The 26,908-nt window shown below is 38.4% G+C and carries 28 protein-coding genes; 23 read left to right on the forward strand and 5 right to left on the reverse strand.

Going from position 1 to position 26,908, the window contains the following annotated elements; all coding sequences use genetic code 11:
- Positions 1–235: 235 nt before the first annotated feature.
- A complete protein-coding gene (locus BN988_RS00175) occupies positions 236–2,068 on the forward strand; it encodes a sensor domain-containing diguanylate cyclase (RefSeq protein WP_051557586.1) in 1,833 nt (610 codons plus the stop codon).
- Positions 2,069–2,209: 141 nt separating this feature from the next.
- Here BN988_RS00175 and BN988_RS00180 read toward each other — a convergent pair whose 3' ends face one another.
- Complete coding sequence (locus BN988_RS00180; RefSeq protein ID WP_036572066.1) at positions 2,210–2,695, reverse strand: GAF domain-containing protein; 486 nt, start codon at positions 2,693–2,695, stop codon at positions 2,210–2,212.
- A 129-nt stretch (positions 2,696–2,824) separates the two neighbouring features.
- Between BN988_RS00180 and refZ the strand changes: the two genes are divergently transcribed.
- The 6 genes from refZ (at position 2,825) to BN988_RS00210 (ending at position 9,890) form a co-directional block, all read left to right on the forward strand.
- Positions 2,825–3,457: a forespore capture DNA-binding protein RefZ gene (gene refZ / locus BN988_RS00185; RefSeq protein ID WP_036572068.1), complete on the forward strand. Its 633-nt coding sequence runs from the start codon at positions 2,825–2,827 to the stop codon at positions 3,455–3,457.
- Between the two features lie 200 nt (positions 3,458–3,657).
- On the forward strand, positions 3,658–5,349 hold the full coding sequence (ezrA, locus tag BN988_RS00190; RefSeq protein WP_036572069.1) for a septation ring formation regulator EzrA: 1,692 nt from the start codon (positions 3,658–3,660) through the stop codon (positions 5,347–5,349).
- Positions 5,350–5,463: 114 nt separating this feature from the next.
- Positions 5,464–6,603 carry a cysteine desulfurase family protein gene (locus BN988_RS00195; RefSeq protein WP_036572071.1) on the forward strand — a complete coding sequence of 380 codons (1,140 nt, stop codon included), beginning with the start codon at positions 5,464–5,466 and terminating at the stop codon, positions 6,601–6,603.
- A 6-nt stretch (positions 6,604–6,609) separates the two neighbouring features.
- A complete protein-coding gene (gene thiI, locus BN988_RS00200; protein WP_036572073.1) occupies positions 6,610–7,812 on the forward strand; it encodes a tRNA uracil 4-sulfurtransferase ThiI in 1,203 nt (400 codons plus the stop codon).
- Positions 7,813–7,908: 96 nt separating this feature from the next.
- Positions 7,909–8,109 carry an alpha/beta-type small acid-soluble spore protein gene (locus tag BN988_RS00205; protein ID WP_036572074.1) on the forward strand — a complete coding sequence of 67 codons (201 nt, stop codon included), beginning with the start codon at positions 7,909–7,911 and terminating at the stop codon, positions 8,107–8,109.
- Positions 8,110–8,285: 176 nt separating this feature from the next.
- A complete protein-coding gene (locus BN988_RS00210) occupies positions 8,286–9,890 on the forward strand; it encodes an amidohydrolase (RefSeq protein ID WP_036572076.1) in 1,605 nt (534 codons plus the stop codon).
- A gap of 52 nt (positions 9,891–9,942) precedes the next feature.
- Here BN988_RS00210 and BN988_RS00215 read toward each other — a convergent pair whose 3' ends face one another.
- A complete protein-coding gene (locus tag BN988_RS00215; protein ID WP_036572077.1) occupies positions 9,943–10,743 on the reverse strand; it encodes an NAD kinase in 801 nt (266 codons plus the stop codon).
- A 157-nt stretch (positions 10,744–10,900) separates the two neighbouring features.
- Between BN988_RS00215 and BN988_RS18235 the strand changes: the two genes are divergently transcribed.
- From BN988_RS18235 to BN988_RS00240, 5 genes are all read left to right on the forward strand, one after another.
- Positions 10,901–11,488, forward strand: a complete 588-nt coding sequence (locus BN988_RS18235; protein WP_187120227.1) for a DUF2953 domain-containing protein — start codon at positions 10,901–10,903, stop codon at positions 11,486–11,488.
- Positions 11,489–11,502: 14 nt separating this feature from the next.
- Positions 11,503–11,955, forward strand: a complete 453-nt coding sequence (ytfJ, locus tag BN988_RS00225; RefSeq protein WP_036572079.1) for a GerW family sporulation protein — start codon at positions 11,503–11,505, stop codon at positions 11,953–11,955.
- A gap of 145 nt (positions 11,956–12,100) precedes the next feature.
- Positions 12,101–12,601, forward strand: coding sequence for a thiol peroxidase (gene tpx / locus BN988_RS00230; protein ID WP_036572081.1), 501 nt, complete (start codon positions 12,101–12,103; stop codon positions 12,599–12,601).
- A 154-nt stretch (positions 12,602–12,755) separates the two neighbouring features.
- The gene (locus BN988_RS00235; protein WP_036572083.1) at positions 12,756–13,742 is read left to right on the forward strand and encodes a class I SAM-dependent methyltransferase; all 987 of its coding nucleotides are present in this window, start codon (positions 12,756–12,758) and stop codon (positions 13,740–13,742) included.
- A 6-nt stretch (positions 13,743–13,748) separates the two neighbouring features.
- Complete coding sequence (locus BN988_RS00240; protein WP_036572085.1) at positions 13,749–14,930, forward strand: acetate kinase; 1,182 nt, start codon at positions 13,749–13,751, stop codon at positions 14,928–14,930.
- Positions 14,931–15,022: 92 nt separating this feature from the next.
- On the opposite strand, the gene BN988_RS00245 is transcribed toward BN988_RS00240, so the two are convergent.
- The gene (locus BN988_RS00245; RefSeq protein WP_036572087.1) at positions 15,023–15,451 is read right to left on the reverse strand and encodes a universal stress protein; all 429 of its coding nucleotides are present in this window, start codon (positions 15,449–15,451) and stop codon (positions 15,023–15,025) included.
- 177 nt (positions 15,452–15,628) lie between these two features.
- Here BN988_RS00245 and BN988_RS19035 point away from each other — a divergent pair, with 177 nt between their 5' ends.
- Both BN988_RS19035 and ald read left to right on the forward strand, forming a co-directional pair.
- The gene (locus tag BN988_RS19035; protein ID WP_182858829.1) at positions 15,629–15,790 is read left to right on the forward strand and encodes a hypothetical protein; all 162 of its coding nucleotides are present in this window, start codon (positions 15,629–15,631) and stop codon (positions 15,788–15,790) included.
- Positions 15,791–15,957: 167 nt separating this feature from the next.
- A complete protein-coding gene (ald, locus tag BN988_RS00250) occupies positions 15,958–17,076 on the forward strand; it encodes an alanine dehydrogenase (RefSeq protein ID WP_036572089.1) in 1,119 nt (372 codons plus the stop codon).
- Positions 17,077–17,111: 35 nt separating this feature from the next.
- On the opposite strand, the gene BN988_RS00255 is transcribed toward ald, so the two are convergent.
- Positions 17,112–18,209, reverse strand: coding sequence for a M24 family metallopeptidase (locus tag BN988_RS00255; protein ID WP_036572090.1), 1,098 nt, complete (start codon positions 18,207–18,209; stop codon positions 17,112–17,114).
- A gap of 143 nt (positions 18,210–18,352) precedes the next feature.
- On the opposite strand from BN988_RS00255, the gene BN988_RS00260 reads away from it, so the two are divergent.
- From BN988_RS00260 to BN988_RS00285, 6 genes are all read left to right on the forward strand, one after another.
- Positions 18,353–18,865: a DUF4178 domain-containing protein gene (locus BN988_RS00260; RefSeq protein ID WP_036572092.1), complete on the forward strand. Its 513-nt coding sequence runs from the start codon at positions 18,353–18,355 to the stop codon at positions 18,863–18,865.
- A 13-nt stretch (positions 18,866–18,878) separates the two neighbouring features.
- On the forward strand, positions 18,879–19,544 hold the full coding sequence (locus tag BN988_RS00265) for a PspA/IM30 family protein (RefSeq protein ID WP_036572093.1): 666 nt from the start codon (positions 18,879–18,881) through the stop codon (positions 19,542–19,544).
- Between the two features lie 74 nt (positions 19,545–19,618).
- Positions 19,619–20,254 (forward strand): DUF4247 domain-containing protein, encoded by a 636-nt coding sequence (locus BN988_RS00270; RefSeq protein ID WP_036572095.1) that lies wholly within the window; start codon positions 19,619–19,621, stop codon positions 20,252–20,254.
- Positions 20,255–20,269: 15 nt separating this feature from the next.
- Positions 20,270–20,665: a DUF350 domain-containing protein gene (locus BN988_RS00275; protein WP_036572097.1), complete on the forward strand. Its 396-nt coding sequence runs from the start codon at positions 20,270–20,272 to the stop codon at positions 20,663–20,665.
- A 118-nt stretch (positions 20,666–20,783) separates the two neighbouring features.
- Positions 20,784–22,319 carry a polyamine aminopropyltransferase gene (locus tag BN988_RS00280; protein WP_036576202.1) on the forward strand — a complete coding sequence of 512 codons (1,536 nt, stop codon included), beginning with the start codon at positions 20,784–20,786 and terminating at the stop codon, positions 22,317–22,319.
- A 73-nt stretch (positions 22,320–22,392) separates the two neighbouring features.
- Positions 22,393–23,073, forward strand: a complete 681-nt coding sequence (locus BN988_RS00285; protein WP_036572099.1) for a metal-dependent hydrolase — start codon at positions 22,393–22,395, stop codon at positions 23,071–23,073.
- A 41-nt stretch (positions 23,074–23,114) separates the two neighbouring features.
- On the opposite strand, the gene BN988_RS00290 is transcribed toward BN988_RS00285, so the two are convergent.
- Complete coding sequence (locus tag BN988_RS00290; protein WP_036572101.1) at positions 23,115–24,341, reverse strand: prepilin-type N-terminal cleavage/methylation domain-containing protein; 1,227 nt, start codon at positions 24,339–24,341, stop codon at positions 23,115–23,117.
- 64 nt (positions 24,342–24,405) lie between these two features.
- On the opposite strand from BN988_RS00290, the gene BN988_RS00295 reads away from it, so the two are divergent.
- The 3 genes from BN988_RS00295 to BN988_RS00305 are packed head-to-tail and all read left to right on the forward strand — an operon-like array spanning position 24,406 to position 26,901.
- Positions 24,406–24,825: a type II secretion system protein gene (locus BN988_RS00295; protein WP_036572103.1), complete on the forward strand. Its 420-nt coding sequence runs from the start codon at positions 24,406–24,408 to the stop codon at positions 24,823–24,825.
- Complete coding sequence (locus tag BN988_RS00300) at positions 24,822–25,274, forward strand: hypothetical protein (protein ID WP_036572104.1); 453 nt, start codon at positions 24,822–24,824, stop codon at positions 25,272–25,274. Before BN988_RS00295 ends, BN988_RS00300 begins: the two co-directional genes overlap by 4 nt.
- Entirely contained in the window at positions 25,267–26,901 is a 1,635-nt protein-coding gene (locus tag BN988_RS00305) for a GspE/PulE family protein (RefSeq protein ID WP_036572105.1), read from the forward strand. The genes BN988_RS00300 and BN988_RS00305 overlap by 8 nt, the downstream gene beginning before the upstream one ends.
- The last annotated feature ends 7 nt before the right edge of the window (positions 26,902–26,908 follow it).

Genomic DNA, 26,908 nt, shown 5'->3' on the forward strand with positions numbered 1-26,908 from the left:
ATACACCTCATTCAAGTGATGAGGAACAAAATGGTTTCAAGCGTCCGGTTCACATAGGCTACTTTATTATTTTACACAAGGAATAGTATATAATTTCTTAGCTTATAAGTCAACCTTTATTGAGAAAACGAATTTAACGGGTAATATAATAGGAAATTAGGACTAGTTCGTTTATAATGATAACTAGTTAATTAGAGCACAATTCGTTTCGATATTAAGATAATAGGTGATAACTATGAAAAACACAGAATTGCTTATGGACAAGCTACGGAGTTTATACTTTGATTTGGCATCAACCCCCCTTGAGCAAAGTGACGCGAATACGCTATGTCGTGTTGCTGAGTGTATATGTAAAGTTCTCCCTGTTTCCTATTCAGGATTTTATTTGTTTAATGAATGGCAGAGAGAATATGAACTTTGTATATCAGATAGTCTTATCAGGGAAGTTCCTTTAAAAGAACATAGATTGTCAGAGAATGTCATGATGGGGGAGGAAGTTAACCATCAAATAATTCTAGAAAAGCAGGTCACCTTACTACATATTTTACCGGAAGAAGGACCCAAAGCCATATTGTGTATGGAACAGGAATTCCCAACTCCAGTAGATGAGTTGGCAGTTTTGAAGGCGGAAACGGAGAAGTTAATTTCCCTCTTACAATTAGATGGAAGAAGGATGAGAAGGAATCATGCGTATTTATTTGAATTAACTTCCCATCTGCTGTCTCTCACCTCTCAAAAAAAGATATTAAGTGAAATTGTTCAAGGACTTCGTAAACTATACCCGGAACTAGCTTATAATCTTTTGCTTTCACAGGATACCGAGTTAGAAGCAGAACTTCCTGTCAAAACGATAGAATATAGTGATGATGTGATAAAACGTGTAAGTACTTTGGCCTTTATTTCAGGGGAGATACAAATAGAGGAGCAATTAGATAAAACAGGCTGTTCCTTATATGCACCATTGGTAGGGAAACAAGGTGTATACGGGGTCCTCCAAGTGATTAGTGATAAAGGAATGTATATTCCCGAAAAGGAAATAAACTTTATATCCCAGATTGCTAGTACTGCCGGCAAGGCTATCGAAAACGTCACGCTTTATGAAAAATCAAATCACCTTGTCTCAGACTTAAAGTTAATTAATGAAGCTACACACAAGTTGAACTCGAATCTTGAAATGAAAGAGATCATTAATCTTGTCAGAGAGCAAGTAATGGATGTTTGTCATGCCTCAGAGGTCGGTTTCATTTATTACAACGGGGATAATGAAGAAAGGTTCGATGTTCTAACTGGAAGTACAGCGTTTTTTAATACAAATCCAGGAAGGAGATTTGCTGAGTATTTGAAAGACCATACAGATTGTAATGGGGAGCCATTGCTTAAAGGAGATTTTGATAGAATTGATCGATTTCCATACCGGTCTATTATAGCTATTCCGATGAGCCATTCTGACACAGTTCATGGTATTATTGCAATCTTGCACGAACAACCATATTTCTTTTCATTTAATACATTTAAATTAATACAATCACTCATACAGCATTCAACCTTAGCGCTGACAAATACAGTACTTAAAGATAAGTTGAAAAAGGCTGTTAAAACAGATTTTTTAACAAAACTCTATTCACGAAACTATTTAGAAGAAGAGATAATCGCTCATATGGCGACAGGTGAAATGGGAACATTAATCCTATTCGATATTGATGACTTCAAATCAATTAATGACACGTATGGACATCATATTGGTGATAAGGTATTGATACAGGTAGCGGACCTTGTTAAGTCAATTGTAAACAACCGGGACCTTGCAGCTAGATGGGGAGGAGAAGAACTCGCTGTCTATGCACCTACTATTACTATTAACGAAGGTGTGCAAATAGCTGGACTAATTCGAAGTCAAGTCGAAAAGCATACAAATCCGTCTGTAACTCTCTCTTGTGGTGTGTCCTCATGGGAACATACGGTTACAGATACTGTTAGTGAACTCTTTATTAGAGCAGACAAAGCTCTGTATGAAGCCAAAAACAATGGCAAAAATAGTGTTGTTAGATACGTGAAAAATAAGTCTTAGTTTACTAAAAGCCCGACGGTTACTCGGAAATTCTTTTCTAGAATACGAGTTTCATCGGGCTTTTTATATCTTAAAGAATATCTATTTAATTTTAACAATCAGTGGGGGAAGAATGAAAACCCCCACGATTGAAGTTTCACTTTATCCGGCTAAATGCTTTTCAAGTACATGGACAAACTGTTCTAAGTACGTTTGATCCACTTCGTCAAAACGATCTGAATTTGGGCTGTCTATATCAAGTACTCCATAAATTGTCTCGTTTAGTAGAATCGGTACAACGATTTCTGAGTTTGTCGCCCCATCGCAAGCAATGTGTCCAGGGAATGCATGCACATCCGCAATGCGTTGAGTTGCTTTTTCTTTAATAGCTGTGCCACATACTCCTTTGCCGTAGCCAATCCGGATACATGCTGGTAATCCTTGGAAGGGCCCTAATACAAGTTCATCTTCCTTCCAAACGTAAAACCCTACCCAATTTACGTCAGTGAGAAACTGATTTAATAAAGCAGATGCGTTTGCAAGTAAGGCAGTATGGTCATGCTCGCCTTCACTAAGTGCATCTACTTGCTTCACTAATAATTGATAGTCCTTTTCTTTTTGGCCTGAGTATGCTGTTGATTGAAACATATATGCACACTCCTTTCATTGTAATGTATGATAAGTTTGCAAATTCGACATCGTTAATTTTTTTGTCGAGCAAAAAATGCAGGATTACCCGTCTCTTTGTCGTAAAGGACAAGTAAGGAGTTGAATAGGATGAAACCAAACACATCAAAACAAAAAGTGATTGACGCAGCCTCGTCCCTGTTCTTTCAAAAGGGTTTTCATGGTACCTCGGTACGAGATATTGCAGAGCGTGCTTCTGTTAACGTGTCGCTCATCAGCTATTATTTTAAAGGAAAGCAAGGTCTTTTAGAATACGCTGTTTCGTATTATTATGAAGCATACTTGAAAGCGATAGAAGAAACTTTGCTCGAAACAGAACAGCTTTCTGCACTTGATCAATTGAAAGAGTTAATTTCAACTATTATACATTATAAACAAATGCATCATCAATTCTCCTGTTTTATTCATAGAGAACTGTCGTTGGATTCCGTATTTGTTAGGGAAATGGCGGTAACATACTTAGCAAAAGAAAACTTCTATGTAAGCAAGGCATTTGAAGCGGTTATTCGCGTTAATAAAAAGACAGACCCTGAGGAACGCAGTTTTTTACTCATGCAATTTAAAGGAATGCTGACTACACCATATATATTGCATAATGAATGGAAAAATCAAGTGGTTGGACAATACTCCCACAGGCAATTTGCTGAAAAATATGTGAAAAGTATCCATCACTGGATTGATTTCGCTGCAAAAGAGCCTGCTGACAAGACTGCTTCCTCTTAAAACGCATCTTTTCATACAATATGTTCATGAAAAATAAAGCATTAAATGTCGAAGCTGCAAATTATTTGTATTTTTTTAGCCAAAAACACTACGAACATGGTATTATAAGTACTATCATATTAAATAACGGTTTTTATGTTCTTCAAGAGGCTCTTCAACGTTTCATCCTCTTAAATAGGAATATAGTTAGGAGGCAATTTATGGCATACTTCATAGGAATTGTACTAGTTATCATTACATTAATTATTATCGGTCTTATTCTCAGAAAACGTGTATACGATGTCGTGGATCGTTACGAGGCTTGGAAAATGGACATTATGGGTCGGAACATTGCCTCACAGTTGGGAAGGATAAAGACATTAAACTTATCCGGAGAAACGCAGGATAAGTTTGAATCCTGGAAGGAACGCTGGGAGCATATCTTAACGAAAGAACTTCCTGATATTGAAGAGCATTTATTTGATGCAGAAGAGGCAGCGGACAAATACCGTTTTTCTAAAGCTAAAAAGACATTAAATAATGTAGAAGAGATTTTGCAAACAATCGAAGCTAACATAGAGAAACTACTTGCGGAAGTAGACATGCTGTTAGAGTCGGAAGAGCAAAGCCGAAAAGAAATGGACACTTTAAATCCTAAAATAAAAGCAATGAAAAAAGCACTTTCCCAAAACCGCTATCAATATGGAAAAGCCGAGCGATATTTCGATAACCAACTAGATACACTACAGGAAAAGACCTTGGTGTATGAGCAATCCACTGAGGCTGGAGATTATATGGAGGCTAAACAGATTGTCGATGAACTTACTATCGAGATTCATGAGCTTGAGGAGCAATTTGACGCATTTCCTTACTATTATAAGAAATGCAAACATGAGCTACCGGCACAATTAGATCAATTATTTTCCGGTCTTAAAGAGATGAAGGATGAAGGGTATCATGTCGAGCATTTGGCATTTGAAAAAGAGATACGTACATATCAAGAACGTCTAGCAAGTACAGTTGAAGCCATGGAAAAAGGCGAGACAAAAGAAGTAGAAGCAACTATGGAAGAAATGGAAGAGCGTATAAAAGAAATGTACGAGCTACTGGAAAAAGAAGCACTTGCCAAGAGCTACCTCGACACACAGGTACCAAGCTATCAGCAGGCTGTAGCAGATATGAACCAAGCTTTTCTAGACACGAAATCTGAAGTCGAGCAATTAAAGAAAGCCTATTACTTTGAAGATGGCGATATGGAACGCTATATGGCTTTAGAAAAGTCGATTGGAAAATTAACGGTTGAGCTAGAAGAACTGTCAGAAAAGCTTACAAATGATAAAGCTTCGCATTCGGAACTTAGAAATCTGGTAGAAGATGGATATATCCAATTGGAGGAAATGAAAGAAAATCATGAAGCCTTCAAGATACGGATCCGAAATCTGCGTAAAGACGAGTTGGAAGCAAAAGAGAAGTTGACGGAAATGCGCAATCAATTGTATGATATACAACGTAAATTAAAGAAGAGCAATGTACCTGGCATTCCGACCTTTATATGGAATTCCATGGAAACAGCGTCAGAGAAAAATAATCGCGTTATTAAAACACTCGAAAAGCAGCCATTGGATATGGCCGAAGTACAAAAGGCGTTAAGCGATGCTGCAACTGCCGTTGAGCAAGTAGCAGAGCAAACAGATATGATGCTTGAACAAGCGTATCTGACAGAACAAGTTATTCAATATGCTAATCGGTACCGCAGTCAATATCCATTACTTGCTGCAAAGCTAGCTGAATCAGAGCGCTTATTCCGTGCTTACGAATATGAGCTTTCATTAGAGCAAGCAGCCAAAGCAATTGAAGAAATTGAGCCAGGTGCTCTAAAACGTATAGAGGAATATCAGTTGACTGCAAATTAAACGATATAGGTAGCTTAAATAAATATTCATTAAAAAGAAAAAGGATATTATAGAAATATCCTTTTTCTTCTGTGTTCTAATATAATAAAAGGTTCATTGCAAGGAGTCCATATTATGATTTATTTAGATAATAGTGCAACAACAAAGCCTGATCCAGGTGTATTAACTAGTTTTGAACAAATCTCAAGCCATTATTTTGCAAATCCGTCCTCCATTCATCCTTTTGGTGGGGAAGCGGAGAAGCTATTGAATATGGCAAAGAAACAAGCAGCTGAGCTGTTGAGAGTGAAACAAGAAGAGGTTGTTTTCACCTCTGGGGGAACAGAAGGTAATAATATGGCGATTAAAGGTATTGCGTTACAGCACCAGCAACGCGGTAAGCATATTATTACAACGGAAATAGAACATCCTTCTGTATTTGAAGCGTGTAAAAGCTTAGAATCACTTGGTTTTGATGTTACTTATTTACCAGTTGATCAATCTGGCGTTGTTTCTGTACTTGATGTGAAAGCAGCAATTAGGAAAGATACCATTCTAATTAGCGTCATGCATGTGAATAATGAATTAGGGAGTATACAACCGATAAAAGAAATTGCTGACCTTGTTGCAACATACCCGAAATTATTTTTTCATGTAGATGATGTACAGGGATTAGGTAAAGTACCACTTACATTGTCTCATTCGGGCATTAATTTATGTACGATGTCAGGGCATAAGATTAATGGACTTAAAGGCACGGGGATCTTATATGTAGACAAACGAACAACACTTTTCCCTTTATTTCATGGTGGTGAACAGGAACGAAACCTACGATCTGGTACTGAAAATGTAGCTGGTACTGTATCGGTGGTAAAAGCTCTTCGTCTCATTAAAGAAAAAGAGGCTACAAAGCTTGCCAATCTATCCAGAGTCCGAGAATTTCTTCTCCATTCTTTAAAGGAAATACCTGAAGTAGTTATAAACACTCCAGATAACGCAGCCCCACATATTGTCAATTTTTCTGTGCCGGGTACAAAACCAGAAGTAATGATTCATATACTGGCAGAGAAGGACATCTATATTTCAACCAAATCTGCTTGCTCTTCTAAACAGTCGGATGAGAGCAGAATTTTGGTGGCATGTGGTTTTCCTCGAGATCGAGCCATATCTGCATTAAGAGTGAGCTTATCGTATGAGACTACGAAAGAAGAAATTCAACAATTTATAGAAGTGCTGAAACAGGCAATACATCAATTTAAAAAAGTTATGGAGTAGATAATAATGGAATATGATCACATACTAATTCGCTACGGTGAAATGGCGTTAAAAGGGAAGAACATTAAGAAATTTATTATAAGACTGCAGGAAAACGTTCAACAAAAGCTAAAAGCTTTTCCTAATGTAAAGGTAAAACGCACCCAGGGAAGAATGTTTATCATTTTAAATGGCTCAGATCCTGTCCCGATTATCGAAAAGTGTAAAGACATATTTGGAATTCAAAGTTTAAGCCTTGCTATAAAAGTAGAAAATGAACCAGAAGCAGTGAAAGAGGCAGCTCTTTATGCTTTGAAAAACAGTGAAGAGGTTAAAAAGTTTAAAGTGACGGTGAAACGAATTAATAAAGATTTCCCTATCCGTTCCCAAGAATTTAACCAAATTCTTGGGGGACACCTTTTAAGCAATACAGCAGGATACACGGTTGATGTCCATCAGCCAGATTTAGAAATAAAAGTAGAAATCAGAAATGAAGCAACGTATATTACATCAAGTGTTGTAAAAGGGCTAGGAGGCTTGCCTGTAGGGACTTCCGGGAAATCCCTTCTTCTATTGTCAGGAGGAATTGACAGTCCTGTTGCAGGGTATTTGGCAATGAAACGAGGCGTTCAATTAGAAGCGATTCATTTTCATTCTCCGCCGTTTACAAGTGATCGAGCAAAACAGAAGGTACTGGATTTAGCAAAACAACTTACCAGATTTGGTGGTTCCATTAAGGTGCATATCGTTCCTTTCACGAAGTTGCAACAGGAAGTATTTAAGTCAATACCTGATGGCTACGCGATGACGATTATGCGTCGCATGATGATGCGAATCAGTGAGAGGGTTTGTGAGCAGGAATCCATCTTGTCCATGACAACAGGAGAGAATCTTGGACAAGTGGCAAGTCAAACCATGGAAAGTATGAACACAATCAATGAAGTGACGAATTATCCCGTGATTCGTCCTCTCGTTACGATGGATAAATCTGATATTATCCATATCTCTCAGCAAATTGGGACGTATGAAACTTCCATATTGCCATATGAGGATTGCTGTACAATTTTTGTACCTAAAGCACCAAAAACGAAGCCAAAAAGAGAGAAAGCTAATTATTATGAATCCACAAAAGATTATACTGCGCTGATAGAGGAAGCAGTTTCTGGCATTGAAACAGTGAAGGTTACGGCAGAAACAACAATGGAACCAACGTTTGAAGATCTGTTTTAAATACAACTGATTTTTTTCTAAGATTTACCAGCTTAATCCGTGCATGTTTTCCCCTGAGATAACACATTCTATAGTTACCAAGGGAGGTGAACTAACATGGCAAGTAACAATTCTTCAAATCAATTATTAGTTCCTGGTGTTCAACAAGCATTGGACCAAATGAAGACAGAAATTGCTAGCGAGTTTGGAGTACAACTTGGTGCTGATACTACTTCTCGTGCCAACGGTTCGGTTGGAGGAGAAATTACGAAACGTCTAGTACAAATGGCTGAACAGCAATTTGGCGGACAGAAATAACAATTACAATTTTATAATTTATGGTTAGGACTGTCCGGAATCGGGCAGTCCTTAATTTTGGGCAAAATGAAACACTGGATAATTTTGAAAAATAGATATAAAAAGCTATATTACTTGCTAAACTGAAATATTCTTTTTAAAGTAAGATTAAACATATCTAGAGAGGGAGAGCACCTATGGGGGTACTTTGGTTTGGTGGAAACATTTACACGATGGAGAAGGAAGGAACTGCAATTGAAGCTGTCTACACTGAAGAAGGAATAATAAAGGATGTTGGCACTTATGAAAAACTATACCATACTTATGTAGCGTCAATTGAGCAAGTGGAAAACCTTCAAGGTAAGACAATGCTTCCTGGACTTGTAGATAGTCATTTACACATAATAGGCCATGGAGAAAAGCTACTCCGGTTAGATTTATCTCAAATGAAATCAGCGACAGAAGTAGTGGAGGCGCTGAGCAATCGGACCGCCAATCTAAGTGAAGGTGAGTGGCTGATTGGAGAAGGATGGAATGAAAATCAATGGCAAGACGCTTCCATCATACATAAAGAAGTGCTTGATAAAATTAGTCCCCATAATCCAATGATGCTTTCACGTGTTTGTCGACACGCCATATTAGCAAACACCAAGGCAATGGAGCTAGCAGGCGTAACGGAGGAAAGTCCTGATCCTCAAGGTGGCATTATCGTACGAGACGATGCAGGAGAGACGACAGGATATTTTTTAGATACAGCACAGGAACTCATTAAAAATGCCATGCCAAGTGTGTCACAAGACTATCTTGAGCAAGTTATTAATATTGCTACGGATGATCTTATGTCAAAAGGTTTAGTTGGTGGGCATAGTGAGGACTTAAACTATTATGGCGGTTTTCATAAAACATTTGGTGCGTTCAAGAATGCCATTGATGGAAAGGCGAGAAAGTTTAAAGCACATTTACTTGTCCATCATGAAGTGATGTCAGACATGGTTGATGAAGGACTAGGCTATCTTGAAGGTACCGAATATGTAGAATTAGGTGCAGTTAAGATCTTCTCTGATGGTGCACTTGGTGGCAGAACAGCATGGCTGACAGAAGAATACGCTGATGAAAAAGGGAATTACGGTGTGGCTATTCATAATGAAGAAACGCTTGAACATATAGTGAAAGAAGCACGGCGACATGGTTTACCAATTGCAGTTCATGCAATAGGAGATCAAGCTGTTGATGCAATAACTGGAATCATAAAAAAGCACCCATTGTCTAATGGGGCAAGAGACAGAATTATTCACGGACAAATCCTAAATGAACATTCTTTAAAAATGTTGAAAGAACTTCCCGTAGTAGTTGACATTCAACCTTCCTTTGTATCATCTGATTTTCCATGGGTGCTCGATAGAATAGGGGATAAACGGTTGGGCTTGTACTATGCATGGAAAACATTACTTGATGAAGGCGTAAAATGTGCGGGTGGATCAGACGCACCCATTGAGGAAGTTTCTCCCTTATTAGGAATAGAGGCAGCTGTAACGAGAAAGTCACAGATTGATAATCAGGTATACCGTCCAGAAGAACGTTTGAGCGTGTTTGAAGCAGTAACATTATACACTTCAGGCAGTGCCTATGTAATTAACCAAGAGGAAACTAGAGGCAAAATCGCACCTGGATTTAGTGCAGATTTTACGGTACTAGAAGAAGATATTTTCCAAGTACAACCGGAAACCATTCATGAAATTAATGTAGCAATGACAGTTATAGATGGAAATATCGTATATAAAAATGCCCCATCTCCATTATAGGAGAGGGGGGTTGTGTTTTGTTAAGAAATAACTGCAAGCTTCGATCGGAATCCTACAAAAACGTTCGTTTAACGCGATCCCAGTATGAATTGTCTTTAAGCTTCACTGTTTTAATTGCTTTGTCACTAAGTGTTATATTTAGCTCATGAATATTTCGAATAGAATAGGCTTCATTATCCAAGCCGATTATCGGATAATCATTTCCGTCCTGGATGATCTCTAATGATAATTTTCTATCACTGTTAAGTACAAAAGAGGAACCGAGTGTTCTGTATCGATTATTATTAATGGAAGCGAGCTCCGACACTTGGAAGCAAGGAATTTTAGGATCTATAACCGCGCCATTCGTTGATTTGTTATAGCCTGTACTTCCAGTTGGTGTTGCTACAATTAGACCGTCACCCCGGAACGTTTCAAAATACATATCGTCAATTTTAACGTCAATTACAATTGATTTAATTAAAGTAGAACGAACACTTAATTCGTTTAGACATTCAAAGGATGTTTCACCATTAACCTCCACGTTAATTACAGGGAAGCGGCGAACCTCCATCTCTGCATGCCTCATTGTATCTAGCATGTCATCAAAGTTGTCCATATTAAAATCACAATACAAACCAGACTCATTAGAGCGTGTAATTCCCGTATAAAGGCAATCCTCGCGAAAACCTGTTTTTCTGACTGCCTGCAAGAACATGCCATCTCCGCCAATACTGACGATTATATTTGCATTCTGTGGGTCCTCTACAATGTTAAAACCGTTTTCTGTTGCAAGGTCAAATAAAGTTTCTAATTTATTCTGTAATTCCTCATCCTTTTTATAATAAAAAAAGATATTTCTACGTTGCTCCATTTCTTTCCATACCTCCAATGCTAATTAGATACAAATATATCATACCATTTTGAAAGCGATTTAACCAAAAAGAGGAATATTGGAAGAGTAAAAAATGGAAATGTGTAGCAAAATAGTAATAGCTAACCAAATGAGCATGAGCGAAATGGGGTTTCCTATGATCTGGATGACGATTCTCCTTATTCTGTTATTAATTTTTTTACTACTCATCACTCGTGTCTACGTTACTGCTAACCTTATTTATACAACAGACAATCATTGGTTAGAGCTTCGTATACATGTGCTTCGTATTTGTGTCTTCCGCAGAAAAGTACCTATAGAAGCCGGTACTTCCGAGAAGGGCGCTCGCAATATATCCTTTTCCAACGTGAGAAGTGTATTGAAGCGGGAATTTCATATTGTGAAGGGACTTGGAAAGTCAGTGATTAACGTGCTAAAGCGTGTCCGTTTTCATAAACTTGTCTGGCATACAGAAGGAGGTACTGGTGATGCTGGAAGTACAGGACTTGTGGCTGGTGGGGTATGGTCAATCAAGGGAGCCATAATCTGTTACTTGGTACAGCATAGTCAGATGAAATGCAAACCTGTCATTCAAGTAGTTCCTCATTTTCAGCAACCATGTTTTTATACAAAAGTAGAATGCATTGCATCCTTACGAATTGGGCAAGCTATTTACGCTCTCGTCCTTATGTTAAAAAATACTGTAATTAAGGGAGAATCGTTTCAACCTAAAACTGAGGTATAGGAGGTAGATTAACTATGGAAGAACATCCAATACAAGGATTAATGACGACAGCAATGGAAAACTTAAAGGACATGATCGAAGTAAACACCATTATCGGAGATCCAGTTGAATCACCTGATGGGAGTGTTATTATCCCAGTTTCAAAACTTGGGTTTGGTTTTGCGGCTGGAGGTAGTGAATTTAATGCCGGCAAATCACAAGGTGATAGTGAAGTAGAATTGCCTTTTGGTGGAGGAAGCGGGGGCGGTGTTTCCATTACACCTGTGGCATTCCTTATTGTCAGTGAAAGAGGAATCAAAATGGTTCACCTTGATCAACATACTCATATTTATGAAAAGATGCTTGATTTTGCTCCACAAGTGGTTGAGAAAGTGCAACAAATTATAAAAGATTCCACACAAGGAAAAAAACCAAAAGAACAGCAATCTAGAAAATCCAAAGATTCCCCGTCTCAGTACGATATTTAAATGATTAGGCTTTCAATTTACAGAGTATGATGAATGTAATGGTTTTCAATAATTTATTGCTGAAATAAGGCAGAAATTGTTGGACAAGGTCCAAATTTATATTCATAATACAAGGGAATACAATTATTTAGGAGGAATGCTTCATATGGCAAATGTTACATTCCATCAAGACCCTGTCACATTAGTTGGGAAAGAAGTAAAGGTTGGGGACAAGGCTCCGGATTTTAAAGTTTTGAGCAATGATCTCAACTCTGTATCCCTTGGTGATTATGACGGGAAAGTAAAACTAATCAGTGTCGTTCCCTCAATTGATACAGGGGTATGTGCTGAACAGACAAAACGCTTTAATGATGAAGCGGATAAGATAGGTAATGTTAAAGTGTTAACAGTAAGTATGGATCTCCCTTTTGCACAAAAGAGATGGGTCAACAAGCACGAAATTAACAGTCTTGATACACTATCGGATCACCGAGATGCAAATTTTGGTCAGAACTACGGTGTGTTGATAGAGGAATTACGATTGTTGGCGAGATCGATTTTTGTTGTTGATTCGAACAACAACATCACATATGTTGAATATGTCAGTGAGGTAAGTAACCACCCTGACTATGATGCTGCATTAGATGCTGCCAAGAAAGCAGAATAATCGACTCCAATCTCTCTCGCTAATTAGTTGAGAGAGATTTTTACTGTGAAAACACTTTCAGTAAATTTCATAACATGTTTAGCTACCATTGCTTTGTACATAGCCATTTGTTTTGGTACAATAGAAACGCTTTAGGAACGAATGGAGGATTGTAATGGGGAAATCAAATGTAGAGCTATTATATGAATGGCTAGATCAAACAACGAACCTTATTCAACAACAACGTCATGAACCGTATTTGGATAGCCTGGCAACGACGATGGAAATTTTGTTTATGCAGGAAATACCAGAGAATCAAGATGACATAACTTCACATAAATTGCAGCAATCTATAACAGAACTTGACCTAACGGATTTTTCGAAAGAGGATGTTCGAAAAGCGACACAGTTGGCAATGCTAAAAGGGATGAAGGATTCAACTCAACAGCAACATTTGATGACACCTGAAACCGTAGCTTTGCTTGTTGCGTATTTCGCAGAAAAGGTAATGCTTGCAAACGAAAAGGTGCGGATATTTGATCCAGCAGGTGGTACTGCTAACTTGCTATCCACAGTGCTTGATCGATTACAACAGCCGGTTGAAGCATTTGCTTCAGAAGTAGATCCTACGTTGATACAGCTTGCTGTTATGAATGCTAATTTACAAGAGAAGCAAATCGAATTTTTCCATCAGGACAGCATTCGACCGTTTTTACTAGACCCAGTTGATTTGGTAGTGGCAGATTTACCAGTAGGCTATTATCCTGATGATGTTCAGGCAGCACAATATGAGCTGAAAGCTGATGAAGGACATTCATATGCCCATCATTTATTCATTGAACAAGGGATGAATTATACCAAACCAGGCGGCTATATGATTTTTGTCGTACCTGATTTTCTGTTTGATAGTGATCAATCGGACAAACTCCACCGTTACATCCAGGAGTATGCACATATTGTTGGGGTTGTTCGTTTACCTGAAAGTGTTTTTAAATCAGAAAAGAATGTAAAAAGCATTCTCATTCTGCAGAAAAAATCGCAGGATTCTCGCCCGCCAAAACAGCCTTTGCTTGTACAAATGCCATCATTGAAAAACACCAACGCCATGGCAGATATTTTAGGACAAATGAATAATTGGTTCCAAACGTATAATAAGGAGTGAGCAACAATGAGTAATGTATTGGCAATTAATGCTGGTAGTTCATCTTTGAAATTCCAATTAATAAAAATGCCAGATGAGGAAGTAATGGCAAAAGGATTAGTAGAACGTATTGGTCTTCCAGAAGCAGTTTTCACCATTGAAGTTAATGATAAAGAGGATAAATTTGTTGGAGACATCCCGAATCATGAAGAGGCTGTAAAGAAATTATTAGCTTCTCTAACGGATACAGGCGTTATTACATCCCTTGATGAGTTAGATGCAATTGGCCACAGAGTGGTTCATGGTGGAGAAAAATTCAGTGATTCTGTCAAGTTGACAGACGAAGTAATTCAAAGTATTGAAGAGGTTTCAGAGCTTGCGCCACTTCATAACCCTGCCAATTTAACCGGAATTAATGCATTCAAAGAAATTTTGCCGAATGTGCCAATGGTAGCAGTATTTGATACAGCGTTCCATCAAACGATGCCTGAATCATCTTACCTATACAGTCTTCCATATGATTATTACGAAGATTATGGAATTCGTAAATATGGTTTTCATGGTACATCCCACAAGTACGTTTCACAACGCGCTTCTGAGCTAATGGGCGTTCCACTTGAGCAATTAAGACTAATCTCATGTCACTTGGGTAATGGTGCTAGTATTGCAGCTATACAGGGTGGAGAATCTATTGATACGTCTATGGGCTTCACTCCATTAGCTGGTGTGACGATGGGAACACGTTCTGGAAACATTGACCCAGCACTTATCCCATATATTATGGAGAAAACTGGTAAGACAGCGGAAGAAGTAATGGACGTTTTGAACAAAGAAAGTGGAATGCTTGCACTTTCTGGATTCTCTAGTGACTTGCGTGATATTGAGCAACAATCAGGAGAAAACAAGCGTGCAGAACTAGCACTTGAAGTTTTCGCTGGCCGTATTCACAAATATCTCGGTTCCTATGCTGCAAAAATGTCTGGTGTAGACGCAATTATCTTTACAGCAGGTGTTGGGGAGAATAGTGCAACAATCCGTGAAAAAGTTTTACATGGTCTAGAATTCATGGGTGTATATTGGGACCCTGCACTAAACCAGATTCGTGGAAAGGATCAGTTCATTAACTATCCGCATTCTCCAGTTAAGGTTATTGTTATTTCGACTAATGAAGAAGTTATGATCGCTCGTGACACGTTGCGATTAGCTTAGATTTTTATAAAGGTTTTGCCATTATGAAGTGGCAAAACCTTTTTTAATCGGTTGATTGTTCCATTTGCTAATTTTAAGTAGATATGCTGTTTTTATCTTACAACTAACACGTCACACGAGGCATATCTCGTAATACTTTCGGAAACACTTCCAATTAAAAATCTTTCAACAGCACTCATTCCAGTAGCCCCACATATTATGAGATCTGCTTCGAAATCCTGTGCTATATCTTTTGCTATTTTGACCTTTGGGGAACCATATGCTACAGAGCGGACCAGGTCCTTAACTCCAGCAGTTTTTGCATTTTCAACATACGTATCAAGTAATTCTTTAGCATAGCTGTCAGCTCTTTCGGAGAGCGTACGATCATATGCCTCTGCGGAAGCAAACGTACGGGAATCCACGACATGTGCAAGAATTAAACGCGCATGATTGCGTTTTGCAATATCTAGTGACTTTTTAAAAGCCTTTTCAGACGCCTGAGAACCATCTACAGCTACCACAATATTTTTATATTCCATGCTACATCTCCCCCTTTCCTTTAAGTATATACCCATATAATTTGAATCACAATTGAAATCTTTTTTGTTATATAAATTTTCAATACTTTTTAGAAGCAGTTAATTGGTTTTACTGGAAAGAAGTAGGTAAGATAACGTGTCACGATTATGGACAACCTATAATGGGAGGTGATAATCTTGAGCAAACAAAAGAAAGATAATTCTCCAGAAAATATTTTTGAAGATGAGAAAGGCGTTGCAGCTGTACAGAACCAATTAAATGAGAGCTATCAAAGTGGTGTCGTTGAACAGCTGCACAACAATAAAAACATTCATACTTTTAATAACCGCAGAAGATAATATGCAGAAATAAGTCCTTCTTTTTAACGAAGGATTTATTTCTTCTTCCCCTTTGCGTAAGAATTTGGTAATGTAGCTTTAGGTACATAATGTAGTATAATGTTTGTGTGTTGTAAGTGCTTTCATGAAAGTAATTATGATTATACAGAAATTGGAGGGCGAGAGCGATGAAAATAGGGATTCCAAGAGAAATTAAAAACAATGAAAACAGAGTTGCTATGGCACCTTCCGGGGTACATACGTTATCTGATGCAGGACACGAGGTGTATGTGGAAACAGAAGCGGGATTGGGATCTGGCTTTACGGATGAACAATATATAGAGGCCGGTGCTATAATTCTGGAATCAGCACGGGAGGTTTGGGCGCAGGAAATGGTCATGAAAGTTAAGGAACCACAGCCTGAGGAGTATGAATATTTCTATGAAGGTCTTATCCTTTTCACTTATTTACATCTTGCAGCAGAGCCTGAGTTAACGAAAGCATTAATTGAGAAAAAGGTGGTTGGAATAGCGTACGAAACTGTACAGCTGGACAATCGTTCCTTACCATTGCTTACACCGATGAGTGAGGTAGCAGGAAGAATGGCCTCCCAAATTGGCGCACAATTTTTGGAAAAGCCTAAGGGTGGAAAAGGAATTTTATTAGCTGGTATTCCAGGTGTTAAAAGAGGGAAGGTAACGATTATTGGAGGCGGAGTCGTAGGAACAAATGCAGCAAAAATAGCTGTTGGTTTAGGAGCTGATGTCACAATCATTGATTTAAGCCCGGAACGTTTACGCCAACTTGACGATATCTTTGGCTCTAAAATTAATACGATGATATCCAATCCGCTTAATATTGGACTAGCTATTTCAGAATCGGATCTAGTTATTGGTGCAGTACTTATCCCAGGTGCCAAAGCTCCGAAGCTTGTGACAGATGAAATGGTGCAACAAATGCCCGAAGGTTCCGTGATTGTAGATGTTGCCATTGATCAGGGCGGCATTTTTGAAACGAGTGACAGAATTACGACACATGACAATCCTACTTATTCAAGACATGGCGTTCTCCATTATTCAGTGGCGAACATGCCTGGCGCTGTACCGAGAACGTCTACTATCGGTTTAACGAATGTAACAGTTCCGTATGCACTACAACTTGCTAATAAGGGGTATATAAAAGCCTGTTTAGACAATGAAGCTTTGTGTAAAGGCGTAAATACGTTAGATGGTTACGTGACGTATGAAGCTGTCGCAGCATCACACGGACTTGAGTTTGATGATGCACATGTATTGTTAGAAAGATAAAAAAGAAAGCCTGCAGATAGTCTGCAGGCTTTTGCTTACTCAATAATTTGTAGATCCTTTGGATATGCGGTTAAGATTTCCGCTCCTTTATCTGTCATGTATACCATGTCCTCGATTCGGACGCCACCTTGTCCTGGTACATAGATACCTGGTTCAATGGTATAGCACATTCCCGTTTTCAATGGGAGTGTGTTATTGCTGTGCATGGACGGGTATTCATGAGTTTCAATACCTAAGCCATGCCCTAGACGGTGGGTAAAGTAGTCACCATAGCCCGCAGTTTCAATATGACCTCTCGCAATTTGGTCGAGCTTTCCAACAGAGGTTCCTACTTCAGAAGCCTCAATCGCTTTTTGTTCAGCTTGTAATACCGTTTTGTAGATGTTTTCTTGTTCTTCGGTAATTGATTTGTATGCTACTGTTCTGGTAATGTCAGAACAATATCCTTCAAAAATAACACCAAGATCAAATAATACGATATCGCCTTTTTCAATCTTTTTCATACTTGGCGTTCCGTGTGGAGAAGCAGTTTTTGTTCCAGATAGAGCCATCGTATTGAAGGACATTTCCTGTATGCCTTGTTTCTTCAACTCATATTCGATTTTTGCAATTAGCTCCAGCTCACTTACGCCCTCCTGGATTGCTTCTACACCTGTTTTGACACCGAAATCAGCTAGTGCTGCTGCCTGCTTTAATAAAGTGTATTCTTTTTTATCTTTTACCACTCGTAAGTTGGCCAGTATTTCCTTACCATCACGAATAGTTGTATTCGATAGATACTGTTTTATTGCTTCGTAACGTTCTAATGTAATGTGATCATGTTCCAATCCAATGGAGGCTGGGACTTGGTTGGAGTCTTTTAGCCTTTTGGAGAAAAGCTCCCAAGGGTTTTCGTGATCACGGTAGCTGATAATTTCAAATTGCCAGCCTGCTTGTTTTGCATCCTCTACCTCCATTGATGGTACAATAAGGATAGGGTCCATGCTGTGAGATACATACACTGCAATTAAGCGCTCATGTGGCTCCGTATAGTAATTGCTTAGATAATAAAAGTTGGCTTTTGATGTAACAAACATACTATCGAGATCTTGTTCTTTCATGCTTTTTAATAATGAATCTATTCTACTTGTCATATAGGCACTCCTTCATATGTAGTGTTATACTAAAGTATAACAGAGAATCCCAAATGTAAAAAAATATTACTTTTTGAAACCAAATTCTTTTTAGAACGTAATACCTAATAGCAACAAAAGATATAATGATGTGAGGTGAGTTAATGGGGCTATTTTCCAGGATCTTTTCCAAAAAAAAGAATGATACAGCAGCTCCTCAAGAAAGAACAGTGCTTTCCATCAAAGTTGGCGATATTATCACCTATGACCTTAGGGACTTTGAGGTTGTTGGAAAGATAACATATAGAGATGGGAGCTATGAGTGGTATAGTTATCAATTGCTGGAAGGAAATGATACCATTTGGTTAGCGGCTGAAATGGATGATGAACTGGAGTTGGGGATATATCGAAAAGTACAAATTCCGATTCAAAAGCCGTATCCAAAAGAAATAACGTATGAAAACAGCAAATACTACTTGGAAGAGACAGGTTCAGCTAGGGTGACGGGTGAAGGAAGAAGCGCCTCTTTAAATGGTTCAGAAACCCACTATGCTGAATACATGGATGAGACAGAGCAAAGCTACCTCAGTTTTGAATCCTGGGGTACGGAAATAGAAGCTAGTTACGGTTATTCCATTGAAGCATATGAAATTAAAATATTAGCAGGATCTAAATAGGAGGAGAATATATATGTTTAAATTTTTTGGTCGAATGAAAACAGTTGTAAGTTCAGAGTTAAATGCCATGCTTGATAAAGCAGAAGATCCGGTAAAAATGCTTGATCAGTTTATGAGAGATATGGCAGAAGATATTCGAGAAGTAGAAGCAGCTGTTGCCAAGCAGATTGCCAATGAAAAAATGTTGAAAAGAAAAGCCAATGATGCTCAGGCAATGGTTGAAAAAAGGCAAAAACAAGCAGAACAAGCGATAGAGGCAGGTAATGATGACCTAGCTAGACGTGCACTGGAAGATAAAAAAGATCATGAAGCTACAGCAACCACATTGAACGAATCTTGGGAGCGTGCTGAACAAGATGCTACTTCACTTCGCTCAAAGCTTGATGAAATGAAAAAAGAATATCAAGAAATGAAATTGAAAAAGGATTCATTAAAAGCACGTGCTGAATCTGCAAAAACGAGAACGAAAATGAATCGTACGATGTCTTCTATCGGTAACGATGATTCCAAGCGTGGATTTGAGCGTATGGAAGAGAAAGTGATGCAATTTGAAGCAGAAGCTGAAACAAGTGAAGACATGTCCCAATCTAGTCGTACACTTGATGACGAGTTTGAAGATTTGGGCAAGAACGAAGTGGATGATGAACTAGCAGAGTTAAAGAAGAAAATGGGAAAATAAATTAGTTATTAATAGGAGCAGTACTGCTGCTCCTTTTAATAATATAAAACTTTAGTAGAGAGAGGGGGATTTTATTGTACAAAAAATGGCTGTTACTTGGAATGGTAATCATTATGCTAGGCGTACTTGCAGCATGTGGTCCTGGCGGTATGGAACAAGATGCCAATGTTAGTGCGGGTGATATGCCGGATGAACCGAGCAAATCTGAACTAGCTGCCGCTATAGAATCAGACAACAGTAATGAAATTGATGATTTAGTAGAGGAACATTTCCCTCTGCTTGATGTAGTGAATGGTGATACATATGAAGCGGAAATTTTTGCTACACAGCGTTTTACTAAAGAAGAGCTCGTATCATTGTTTTCTTCCGCTATAGAGCCGGAGAATGTAAGTGAAGAAAAAGATAATCAGCAAATCATGGTTTATCCAGATGACTTTGTTACACTGAAGCATAGTGAAAGCGATGATAACGTGATTTTAATTGAAGTTGCCAGTGAGGAGTTTGTTCGAAATAATTACTCACCAAGTTTTCTGCAGACGTATTTTACCTATCGACTGCTCGACAGTTTCTTAGGGAATGGCTGGAGTAATCGTAGAGCACGTTCTTGCCAATCGGGGGATTGCTATGGTGGTTATAAAAGTGGAAGTTACGGAGCGCCAAGTCGTGGAAGTGGAACATTCCGTGGAGGCGGTCCAGGTTCCGGAAAATAAAAGGAGGGTTTTTAGATGCAACCATTTATTGATACACTAATTTATTTTGTAATATCTGTCGTTATTGTATTGATCGGACTAATTATATTTGAAAACATGACAAGAAAATATAAAGACATGGAAGAAGTAAAGAACGGCAATCAGGCAGTTGCGTTATCGATTGCCGGCAAAATTATCGGTATTTGTATTGTATTAGCATTTGCAATTTATCACAGCATTCAGATTCAAGAAACCATCATTTGGGGACTGTTTGGTGTTGTTCTGCAAATGATCGCATACGCTGTGTTTGATCTGCTTACTAGAAAATTTTCTGTAGAAGAGCAGTTACTTAAGAACAACCTGGCAGTCGGAATTATTTCCATGGCTGTATCTATTGGTTTAGCATTAGTCATCGGTGCTTCCATAACCTAAAAAATATGGCGATTGTTTAAAACGGATTAAAATGGCTTCCGACGTTCTCTGACGCGGAAGCCACATTTATTTTCATGGAAGCAAGAAGATGGAGTGATTAAAAGTGAAAGATGCAGCTATGAAGAAAAGTACAATTATCTACTGGGCTTCAGGAATTGTATCCATTTGCGGTATTATATTCGAAGTGCTATTCGGCGCACTGGGGTCTTATATATTAGGCGATGGTGTAAAACAATACACCTTAACCATTTCTCTTTTTCTTACTGGTATGGGGATTGGGGCAAGTCTAAGTGAAAAAGTGATGAAAAACCTGATTATTTCTTTTATTTGGGTTGAATTTGGAGTAGCAATAATTGGTGGCTTCTCAAGCTTTACCATGTTTGGAATCACCGCAATTGCACCTGAGGGGACAGATGCCTTCTACCTCTACTTTATCACCGCATTAGTCGGTGCATTGACAGGTTTTGAATTACCTATACTAATTAGGAAAGCAAATGAGATAGGAGTATCACTTAATCGAAGTACAGCTAGAGTCTTATTTTCTGATTATGCCGGTGGCCTAGTTGGCGGTTTGCTATTTGTGTTCCTATTACGCCCTCAATTCGGTATGGTAAAATCAGCCTTTTTAGTTGGTTGTATTAACGTCACTGTTGCTTTGATTGTATTGTGGCTTTTTCGTAATGAAATTCGCCATTTTATAGTGCATGCTGTCTTTGGTGGCGTTATCGCATTGTCGCTCATTCTCGGACTGTTTTTTGGAGAAGAGCTCGCCTTTAGTTTTGAACAAAAATTATATAAGGATCCCATATTACATATGGAAGAAAGTAGCTATCAAAAAATTATCCTAACTAAAGATCAGAAGGACGTGCGTCTTTATTTGGACGGTTCATTGCAACTTAGTTCTACGGATGAATACCGTTATCATGAAACACTTGTGCATCCAGCGATGTCCTTTATAGATGAGCCTAAAAACGTGTTAATCTTAGGCGGTGGGGACGGGGTTGCTGCAAAAGAGGTATTGAAATATGATGGCTTAGAATCAATCACTCTAGTGGATCTTGATCCTGCTGTTGTCGAATTAGCGAATACTAATAAACAGCTATTGAAATTAAATGAGGGATCTTTAAAAGACCAAAAAGTGACAGTAAAAAACATGGATGCTTTTAAATATCTGGAAAATAGTGATGAATGGTTTGATGTTATTCTCGTTGACCTTCCAGATCCAAATAACGAAAGTTTAAACAAGCTTTATACAAAGGAGTTCTATTCGTTGGCAAGAAACCACCTAACAGCAGAAGGGGCGATGATGGTACAGGCTACAAGCCCTGTTTTTGCAAGAGAGGTTTATTGGACGATTTCTGAAACGATCGCTTCTACAGGCCTAAATACAGAGAATCTTCATGTGGATGTGCCTAGCTTCGGTAATTGGGGATTTGTCATGGCGAGCAGAGAGGAAATTGATATTCAAAACCTGACAATTGAGCCCGAAACCAGGTTCCTAGAGGAAGATATGTTAGGCAGCTTAACCGAATTCGGTAAAGATGAAGATCAAGAGATGATTGGGAAGGATGGGGAGGAAACGGTGTTAAAACCAAATACCCTAATCGATCCTCATTTAATTCAAATTTATGAACGTGCTTGGGAAAATTACTAAACGGGTAAAGGAATAGAGAACTTCTTATAGAAGAATAGTAGGGAGACAATCTTTAAAAAAGGAGCGAGATATCATGAAAGTATCTTATCACGGACATTCCGTAGTAAAAGTAGAGACCGCCACACAGACGATCCTTTTTGATCCATTTATCTCAGGTAATGAGGCATGTGATTTAAATGCCGACACGATTAAAGCAGATGTCATTCTACTCACACATGGCCACAATGATCATGTAGGGGACACGTTTGAGATTGCGAAGCGAAGTAATGCATTAGTCGTGGCACCTAATGAGCTTGCAGAGTACTTAGGCAATAAAGGATTGAGGACACACCCAATGCATATAGGCGGGAAGCACACATTCGAGTTTGGCCAAGTAAAATTCACACAGGCATTCCATGGTTCCGCCTACACACAAGAGGATGGATCAACTGTCTACACAGGTATGCCAGCAGGTATTTTATTAACAATTGATGGTAAGACCATTTATCATGTTGGGGATACTGGATTATTCTCAGACTTAAAATTAATTGGTGAAATGAACGACATTGATATTGCATTTGTACCAATTGGTGATAACTTTACCATGGGACCAGAAGACGCATTGGTTGCAGCTAAATGGATAAACGCTAAGACAACAGTGCCAGTGCATTACAATACCTTCCCAGTGATCGAGCAAAATCCAGACACATTTGCTGAGAAAGTGAGTGTGGGGGAAGGTAAAGCGATGAAAATTGGTGATGTTGTGAAGCTTTAGATAGGTGCTATAAGAAAAGCCAGGGAGCGGGTGCTCTCTGGCTATTTTAGTTGATAAATATTATACCCTCCAGGAGAAAAGCATTGCTTAGCGGTGTCCAGAACTTTTAAGTTAGAGTATAATGGTTGTTTAAACTCTGCCTCACCCTTAATACACATTGTACCTGCTCCCCATTCTGGGGTTATTGGACCATCAAATATAGCATTACCTTCTACTAAAATTATCGAGTTTTCTTGGAAGTGAAGCGATTTGTGGAATCGTGCGTCTCCTTTAATTTCCAATGTAGCATTCCCCATCATGTTAACATTGTTAAAAAAAATCCCATTTTTGCCTACCTTAAGGCTATTATTTTCTTGTAAGTTAAGATCCTTTTGAGACGAAAATGACCCATTAACATCCAAAGAGGCATTTCCCATAAGTTTTAAGCCGTTCTTAAAATTAGCATCTTTTCCGATTTGGGTAGTAGTGGACTCTTGTAATACCATATTGTCTTCAGCTATTAAATGACCGCCTATAGAAAGGTTACTTGCCCTTTTTATAGTTGCTGGACCACTGAGCTTAGCACTTTTCTTTACAATTAAATTGGCATTTTGTTCGAGGTTAAGCGATTGGTCTGTAAACAAATTATGGTCGATTGTAAATTTTATTTTCTGAAAGATAGATATGTTGTTAATAATCCAAGCACTACCGTCATGGACGGTAGGATTTAAACAAGAATTCCATTCACCTATTTGGTAACGGCTGAATTTAGTATTACCATAATAGTCACAATCTCCCTCTTCTCCAGGTGAATAATCTTCTTCGTCATTTTCTACATCATCAATATCATCGCTGTTTTCTAGTTGAATAGCTAGATTATAAGGCTCCGATTTGTTCCAAGTCGTTTCAGTTGTATATGTTTTATCGGTCTTACTTTTGACAGTTAGTTTAACCTGCATTGCCTCTGAATTATTAGCGTTTGTAAAACAACCATTTTCCTCTGTCAATTCTTGTTCGCCATTTGTTAAGTTAATAGAAACAACTTCTAGATCTCCATGTTCTCCGTCATAACAAATATTACGACCTTCCGTAAACTGATTTCTCATCTCACTAAGTAATACATTGGTATTTTGCTTCAAAGAGATATTAGCACTTGCCTCTTCTTCACTGCCTAATAGTTGCATTAAGACACCAGCAGATAATGTGATGACAATTGCTAATAAACCAAGTGCAGCAAGGAGTTCAACAAGTGTAATCCCTTTTTCATTATGAAGTTGTCGAAAATTCATATTTTCACATCCAATAAAAATGCTATAATAGGATAAAAGTCACATGTGAGGCGTGGTTATCAGAATGGTAAAAAAATCTTTTAACAATGATCGTGGTTTTACCCTTATAGAGATTATAGCATCAATAGCGCTTCTCGCACTAGTTATTATGGTACTTCTGCCAATATTTCCACAAATTTTTAAGTGGACTGGAAAAACGGAAAATGAACTTACTGCAAGTAATTTAGTAGGCCAAGTAGCCTATGCTGTTAAAAATGATAGAGTAGAAGATTGGTATCCTATCCCTGTCAAAGAGTGTAATGGGGAGGAAAAGGGAATTTCATATAAGACCTACACATTAAATAATATAAATTACCAGAGTACTATAGGTCTTTGTAAAGAGGCATCTGTTAATCTGTATCGCGCAGAAATAAAGGTTTATGGGGAAAACAATAACCTTATTAGTGAGTCTTATACATATATAAAAAGTGAGGAAAAACCATGAACTTGAAAGGTGAAAGGGGCGCGGCGCTAGTCTTAACTCTTTTAATGATTACATTACTGCTCTTATTCGTAACGATGTTGTCTGGACAAGTTATTCAAACAACAAAACAAGTTACGACAACAGAAAAACGTATTGATGCAGAGTTAGTTTCGCAAATGGGGATAGATTATGTGCAATCTGTTTTAGACACGTATGAATACAATGAGGTCCAAGATGTAATGGATTATTTGTCAACAAAATTGGATGAGTACTTGCAAATTTCAAAAACGAGAAATCCGATCCTTATACTGGATGAAGCTAGGCAGTTCGAAATTGAACTACCAGACCCTCTTCCTGAGGTTATTGAAGGAGAAGATTTAGAAGTTACCTATAGAAGTATTGGTAGATCAATGGATCAGACTATAGAAACTAACGATACTATTACCATAACCTTTGAAAGGGATGAATAATTTGATTACGCGTAAACGTCTTGGTGACTTGCTCCGGGATGCTGGACTGGTTACAGAACAACAAATAAACGAAGCGATAGAAAATAAAAAAAGCAACCAAAAACTTGGTGATGCCCTCCTCGAGCATGGCTTTATAACAGAAAAGCAATTGATTGAAGTGCTGGAATTCCAACTAGGCATTCCACATGTGTCGCTATATCGATATCCAATCGATGAAAATGTCCTCCAATTCGTAACAAGAGAATCTGCGCAGCAAAATTTGATTATGCCATTGCAGATTAGTGGTACGGAACTTATGGTTGCAATGAAAGATCCTATGGATTATTTTGTCATAGATGACTTGGAAATGGAAACAGGTTTTAGCATTTCACCAGTTATTGCTGCCAAGGATGATATCCTGTTTGCGATCAATAAATATTATTACAAAAACGAACCAGAAATGATCGATAACAATAAAAATGGGGAAACCGAAGCGCCGATTATTCAGTTGTTTGACCAGTTGCTTACAACTGCTGTTCAGTTAAAGGCGAGTGATATACATATCGATCCTCAGGAAGCAGCCGTTCAAGTCCGTTATCGGATTGATGGGAAACTGCAAACAGAAAAGATTGTTGCCAAGCAGATGCAAAATGCCTTGATTGCCCGGATAAAAATTTTGGCAGACTTAAATATTACGCAGACAAGGCTGCCGCAGGACGGAAGAATTAGAACGACGGTTGGTTTAACACCAGTGGACCTGCGAATTTCTTGTCTACCAACAGTTTACGGAGAAAAGGTTGTTATTCGAATACTGGATTTAAATCAAGCATTAAAGAAAGTTAATGAGCTAGACTTCTCGCAAAGCAATCTCAAAAAATATGAAGATTTAATAAGCCGTCCTTCAGGTCTTGTGCTCTTAACAGGCCCTACAGGTTCTGGAAAAACATCTACATTGTATGCGGCACTACATCAATTAAATTCAGAAGCGGTTAATATCGTGACAGTAGAAGACCCTGTGGAGTATCAGTTAGAAGGAATTAATCAAGTACAAGTGAACAGTTCTGTTGGATTATCTTTCTCAAATGGCTTGCGTTCCATTTTACGACAGGATCCTAATGTAATCATGGTAGGGGAAATTCGTGACCAGGAAACAGCAGAAATTGCAATTCGCGCTTCCCTAACAGGTCACCTTGTTTTTAGTACCCTTCACACCAACAGTGCAGTGGATGCGATTCCTCGTTTAATAGACATGGGAATTGAACCATATTTAGTTGTGTCCTCCTTATCTGGTGTCGTAGCCCAAAGGCTTGTTCGCAAGCTTTGTAGAGATTGTTTAATAGAGAGGCCTGCAACAGATATGGAAAAGGAGATCTTTGAAAACAATGGAATGAGCGTAGAACACGTCTATGATAGTGAAGGTTGTTCCGTTTGTCACCAACGTGGTTATCGTGGAAGAATTGTAGTCCAAGAGGTACTTGTAATCGATGATGCGATTCGCGGAATGCTATTGAATAATGGCTCTATGGCTGACATAAGAGCCTATATGAAAACCCAGGGAACAGCATTTCTGATGCAGGACGGACTTGAAAAAATTAAAGCTGGAAAGACGTCAATGGAAGAGATTATGCAAGTCTCCATTCGATTGTAGGGGGTAG

Origin of the sequence: Oceanobacillus picturae (assembly GCF_000612865.1) — a bacterium.
GTDB classification, from domain to species: domain Bacteria; phylum Bacillota; class Bacilli; order Bacillales; family Amphibacillaceae; genus Oceanobacillus_B; species Oceanobacillus_B jordanicus.

What these genes read in the sequence shown, in the direction of transcription:
- BN988_RS00175 (WP_051557586.1), top strand. Translation starts at nt 236, where the DNA reads ATGAAAAACACAGAATTGCTTATGGACAAGCTACGGAGTTTATACTTT.
- BN988_RS00180 (WP_036572066.1), bottom strand. Translation starts at nt 2,695, where the DNA reads ATGTTTCAATCAACAGCATACTCAGGCCAAAAAGAAAAGGACTATCAA.
- refZ (WP_036572068.1), top strand. Translation starts at nt 2,825, where the DNA reads ATGAAACCAAACACATCAAAACAAAAAGTGATTGACGCAGCCTCGTCC.
- ezrA (WP_036572069.1), top strand. Translation starts at nt 3,658, where the DNA reads ATGGCATACTTCATAGGAATTGTACTAGTTATCATTACATTAATTATT.
- BN988_RS00195 (WP_036572071.1), top strand. Translation starts at nt 5,464, where the DNA reads ATGATTTATTTAGATAATAGTGCAACAACAAAGCCTGATCCAGGTGTA.
- thiI (WP_036572073.1), top strand. Translation starts at nt 6,610, where the DNA reads ATGGAATATGATCACATACTAATTCGCTACGGTGAAATGGCGTTAAAA.
- BN988_RS00205 (WP_036572074.1), top strand. Translation starts at nt 7,909, where the DNA reads ATGGCAAGTAACAATTCTTCAAATCAATTATTAGTTCCTGGTGTTCAA.
- BN988_RS00210 (WP_036572076.1), top strand. Translation starts at nt 8,286, where the DNA reads ATGGGGGTACTTTGGTTTGGTGGAAACATTTACACGATGGAGAAGGAA.
- BN988_RS00215 (WP_036572077.1), bottom strand. Translation starts at nt 10,743, where the DNA reads ATGGAGCAACGTAGAAATATCTTTTTTTATTATAAAAAGGATGAGGAA.
- BN988_RS18235 (WP_187120227.1), top strand. Translation starts at nt 10,901, where the DNA reads ATGATCTGGATGACGATTCTCCTTATTCTGTTATTAATTTTTTTACTA.
- ytfJ (WP_036572079.1), top strand. Translation starts at nt 11,503, where the DNA reads ATGGAAGAACATCCAATACAAGGATTAATGACGACAGCAATGGAAAAC.
- tpx (WP_036572081.1), top strand. Translation starts at nt 12,101, where the DNA reads ATGGCAAATGTTACATTCCATCAAGACCCTGTCACATTAGTTGGGAAA.
- BN988_RS00235 (WP_036572083.1), top strand. Translation starts at nt 12,756, where the DNA reads ATGGGGAAATCAAATGTAGAGCTATTATATGAATGGCTAGATCAAACA.
- BN988_RS00240 (WP_036572085.1), top strand. Translation starts at nt 13,749, where the DNA reads ATGAGTAATGTATTGGCAATTAATGCTGGTAGTTCATCTTTGAAATTC.
- BN988_RS00245 (WP_036572087.1), bottom strand. Translation starts at nt 15,451, where the DNA reads ATGGAATATAAAAATATTGTGGTAGCTGTAGATGGTTCTCAGGCGTCT.
- ald (WP_036572089.1), top strand. Translation starts at nt 15,958, where the DNA reads ATGAAAATAGGGATTCCAAGAGAAATTAAAAACAATGAAAACAGAGTT.
- BN988_RS00255 (WP_036572090.1), bottom strand. Translation starts at nt 18,209, where the DNA reads ATGACAAGTAGAATAGATTCATTATTAAAAAGCATGAAAGAACAAGAT.
- BN988_RS00260 (WP_036572092.1), top strand. Translation starts at nt 18,353, where the DNA reads ATGGGGCTATTTTCCAGGATCTTTTCCAAAAAAAAGAATGATACAGCA.
- BN988_RS00265 (WP_036572093.1), top strand. Translation starts at nt 18,879, where the DNA reads ATGTTTAAATTTTTTGGTCGAATGAAAACAGTTGTAAGTTCAGAGTTA.
- BN988_RS00275 (WP_036572097.1), top strand. Translation starts at nt 20,270, where the DNA reads ATGCAACCATTTATTGATACACTAATTTATTTTGTAATATCTGTCGTT.
- BN988_RS00280 (WP_036576202.1), top strand. Translation starts at nt 20,784, where the DNA reads ATGAAGAAAAGTACAATTATCTACTGGGCTTCAGGAATTGTATCCATT.
- BN988_RS00285 (WP_036572099.1), top strand. Translation starts at nt 22,393, where the DNA reads ATGAAAGTATCTTATCACGGACATTCCGTAGTAAAAGTAGAGACCGCC.
- BN988_RS00290 (WP_036572101.1), bottom strand. Translation starts at nt 24,341, where the DNA reads ATGAATTTTCGACAACTTCATAATGAAAAAGGGATTACACTTGTTGAA.
- BN988_RS00295 (WP_036572103.1), top strand. Translation starts at nt 24,406, where the DNA reads ATGGTAAAAAAATCTTTTAACAATGATCGTGGTTTTACCCTTATAGAG.
- BN988_RS00300 (WP_036572104.1), top strand. Translation starts at nt 24,822, where the DNA reads ATGAACTTGAAAGGTGAAAGGGGCGCGGCGCTAGTCTTAACTCTTTTA.
- BN988_RS00305 (WP_036572105.1), top strand. Translation starts at nt 25,267, where the DNA reads ATGAATAATTTGATTACGCGTAAACGTCTTGGTGACTTGCTCCGGGAT.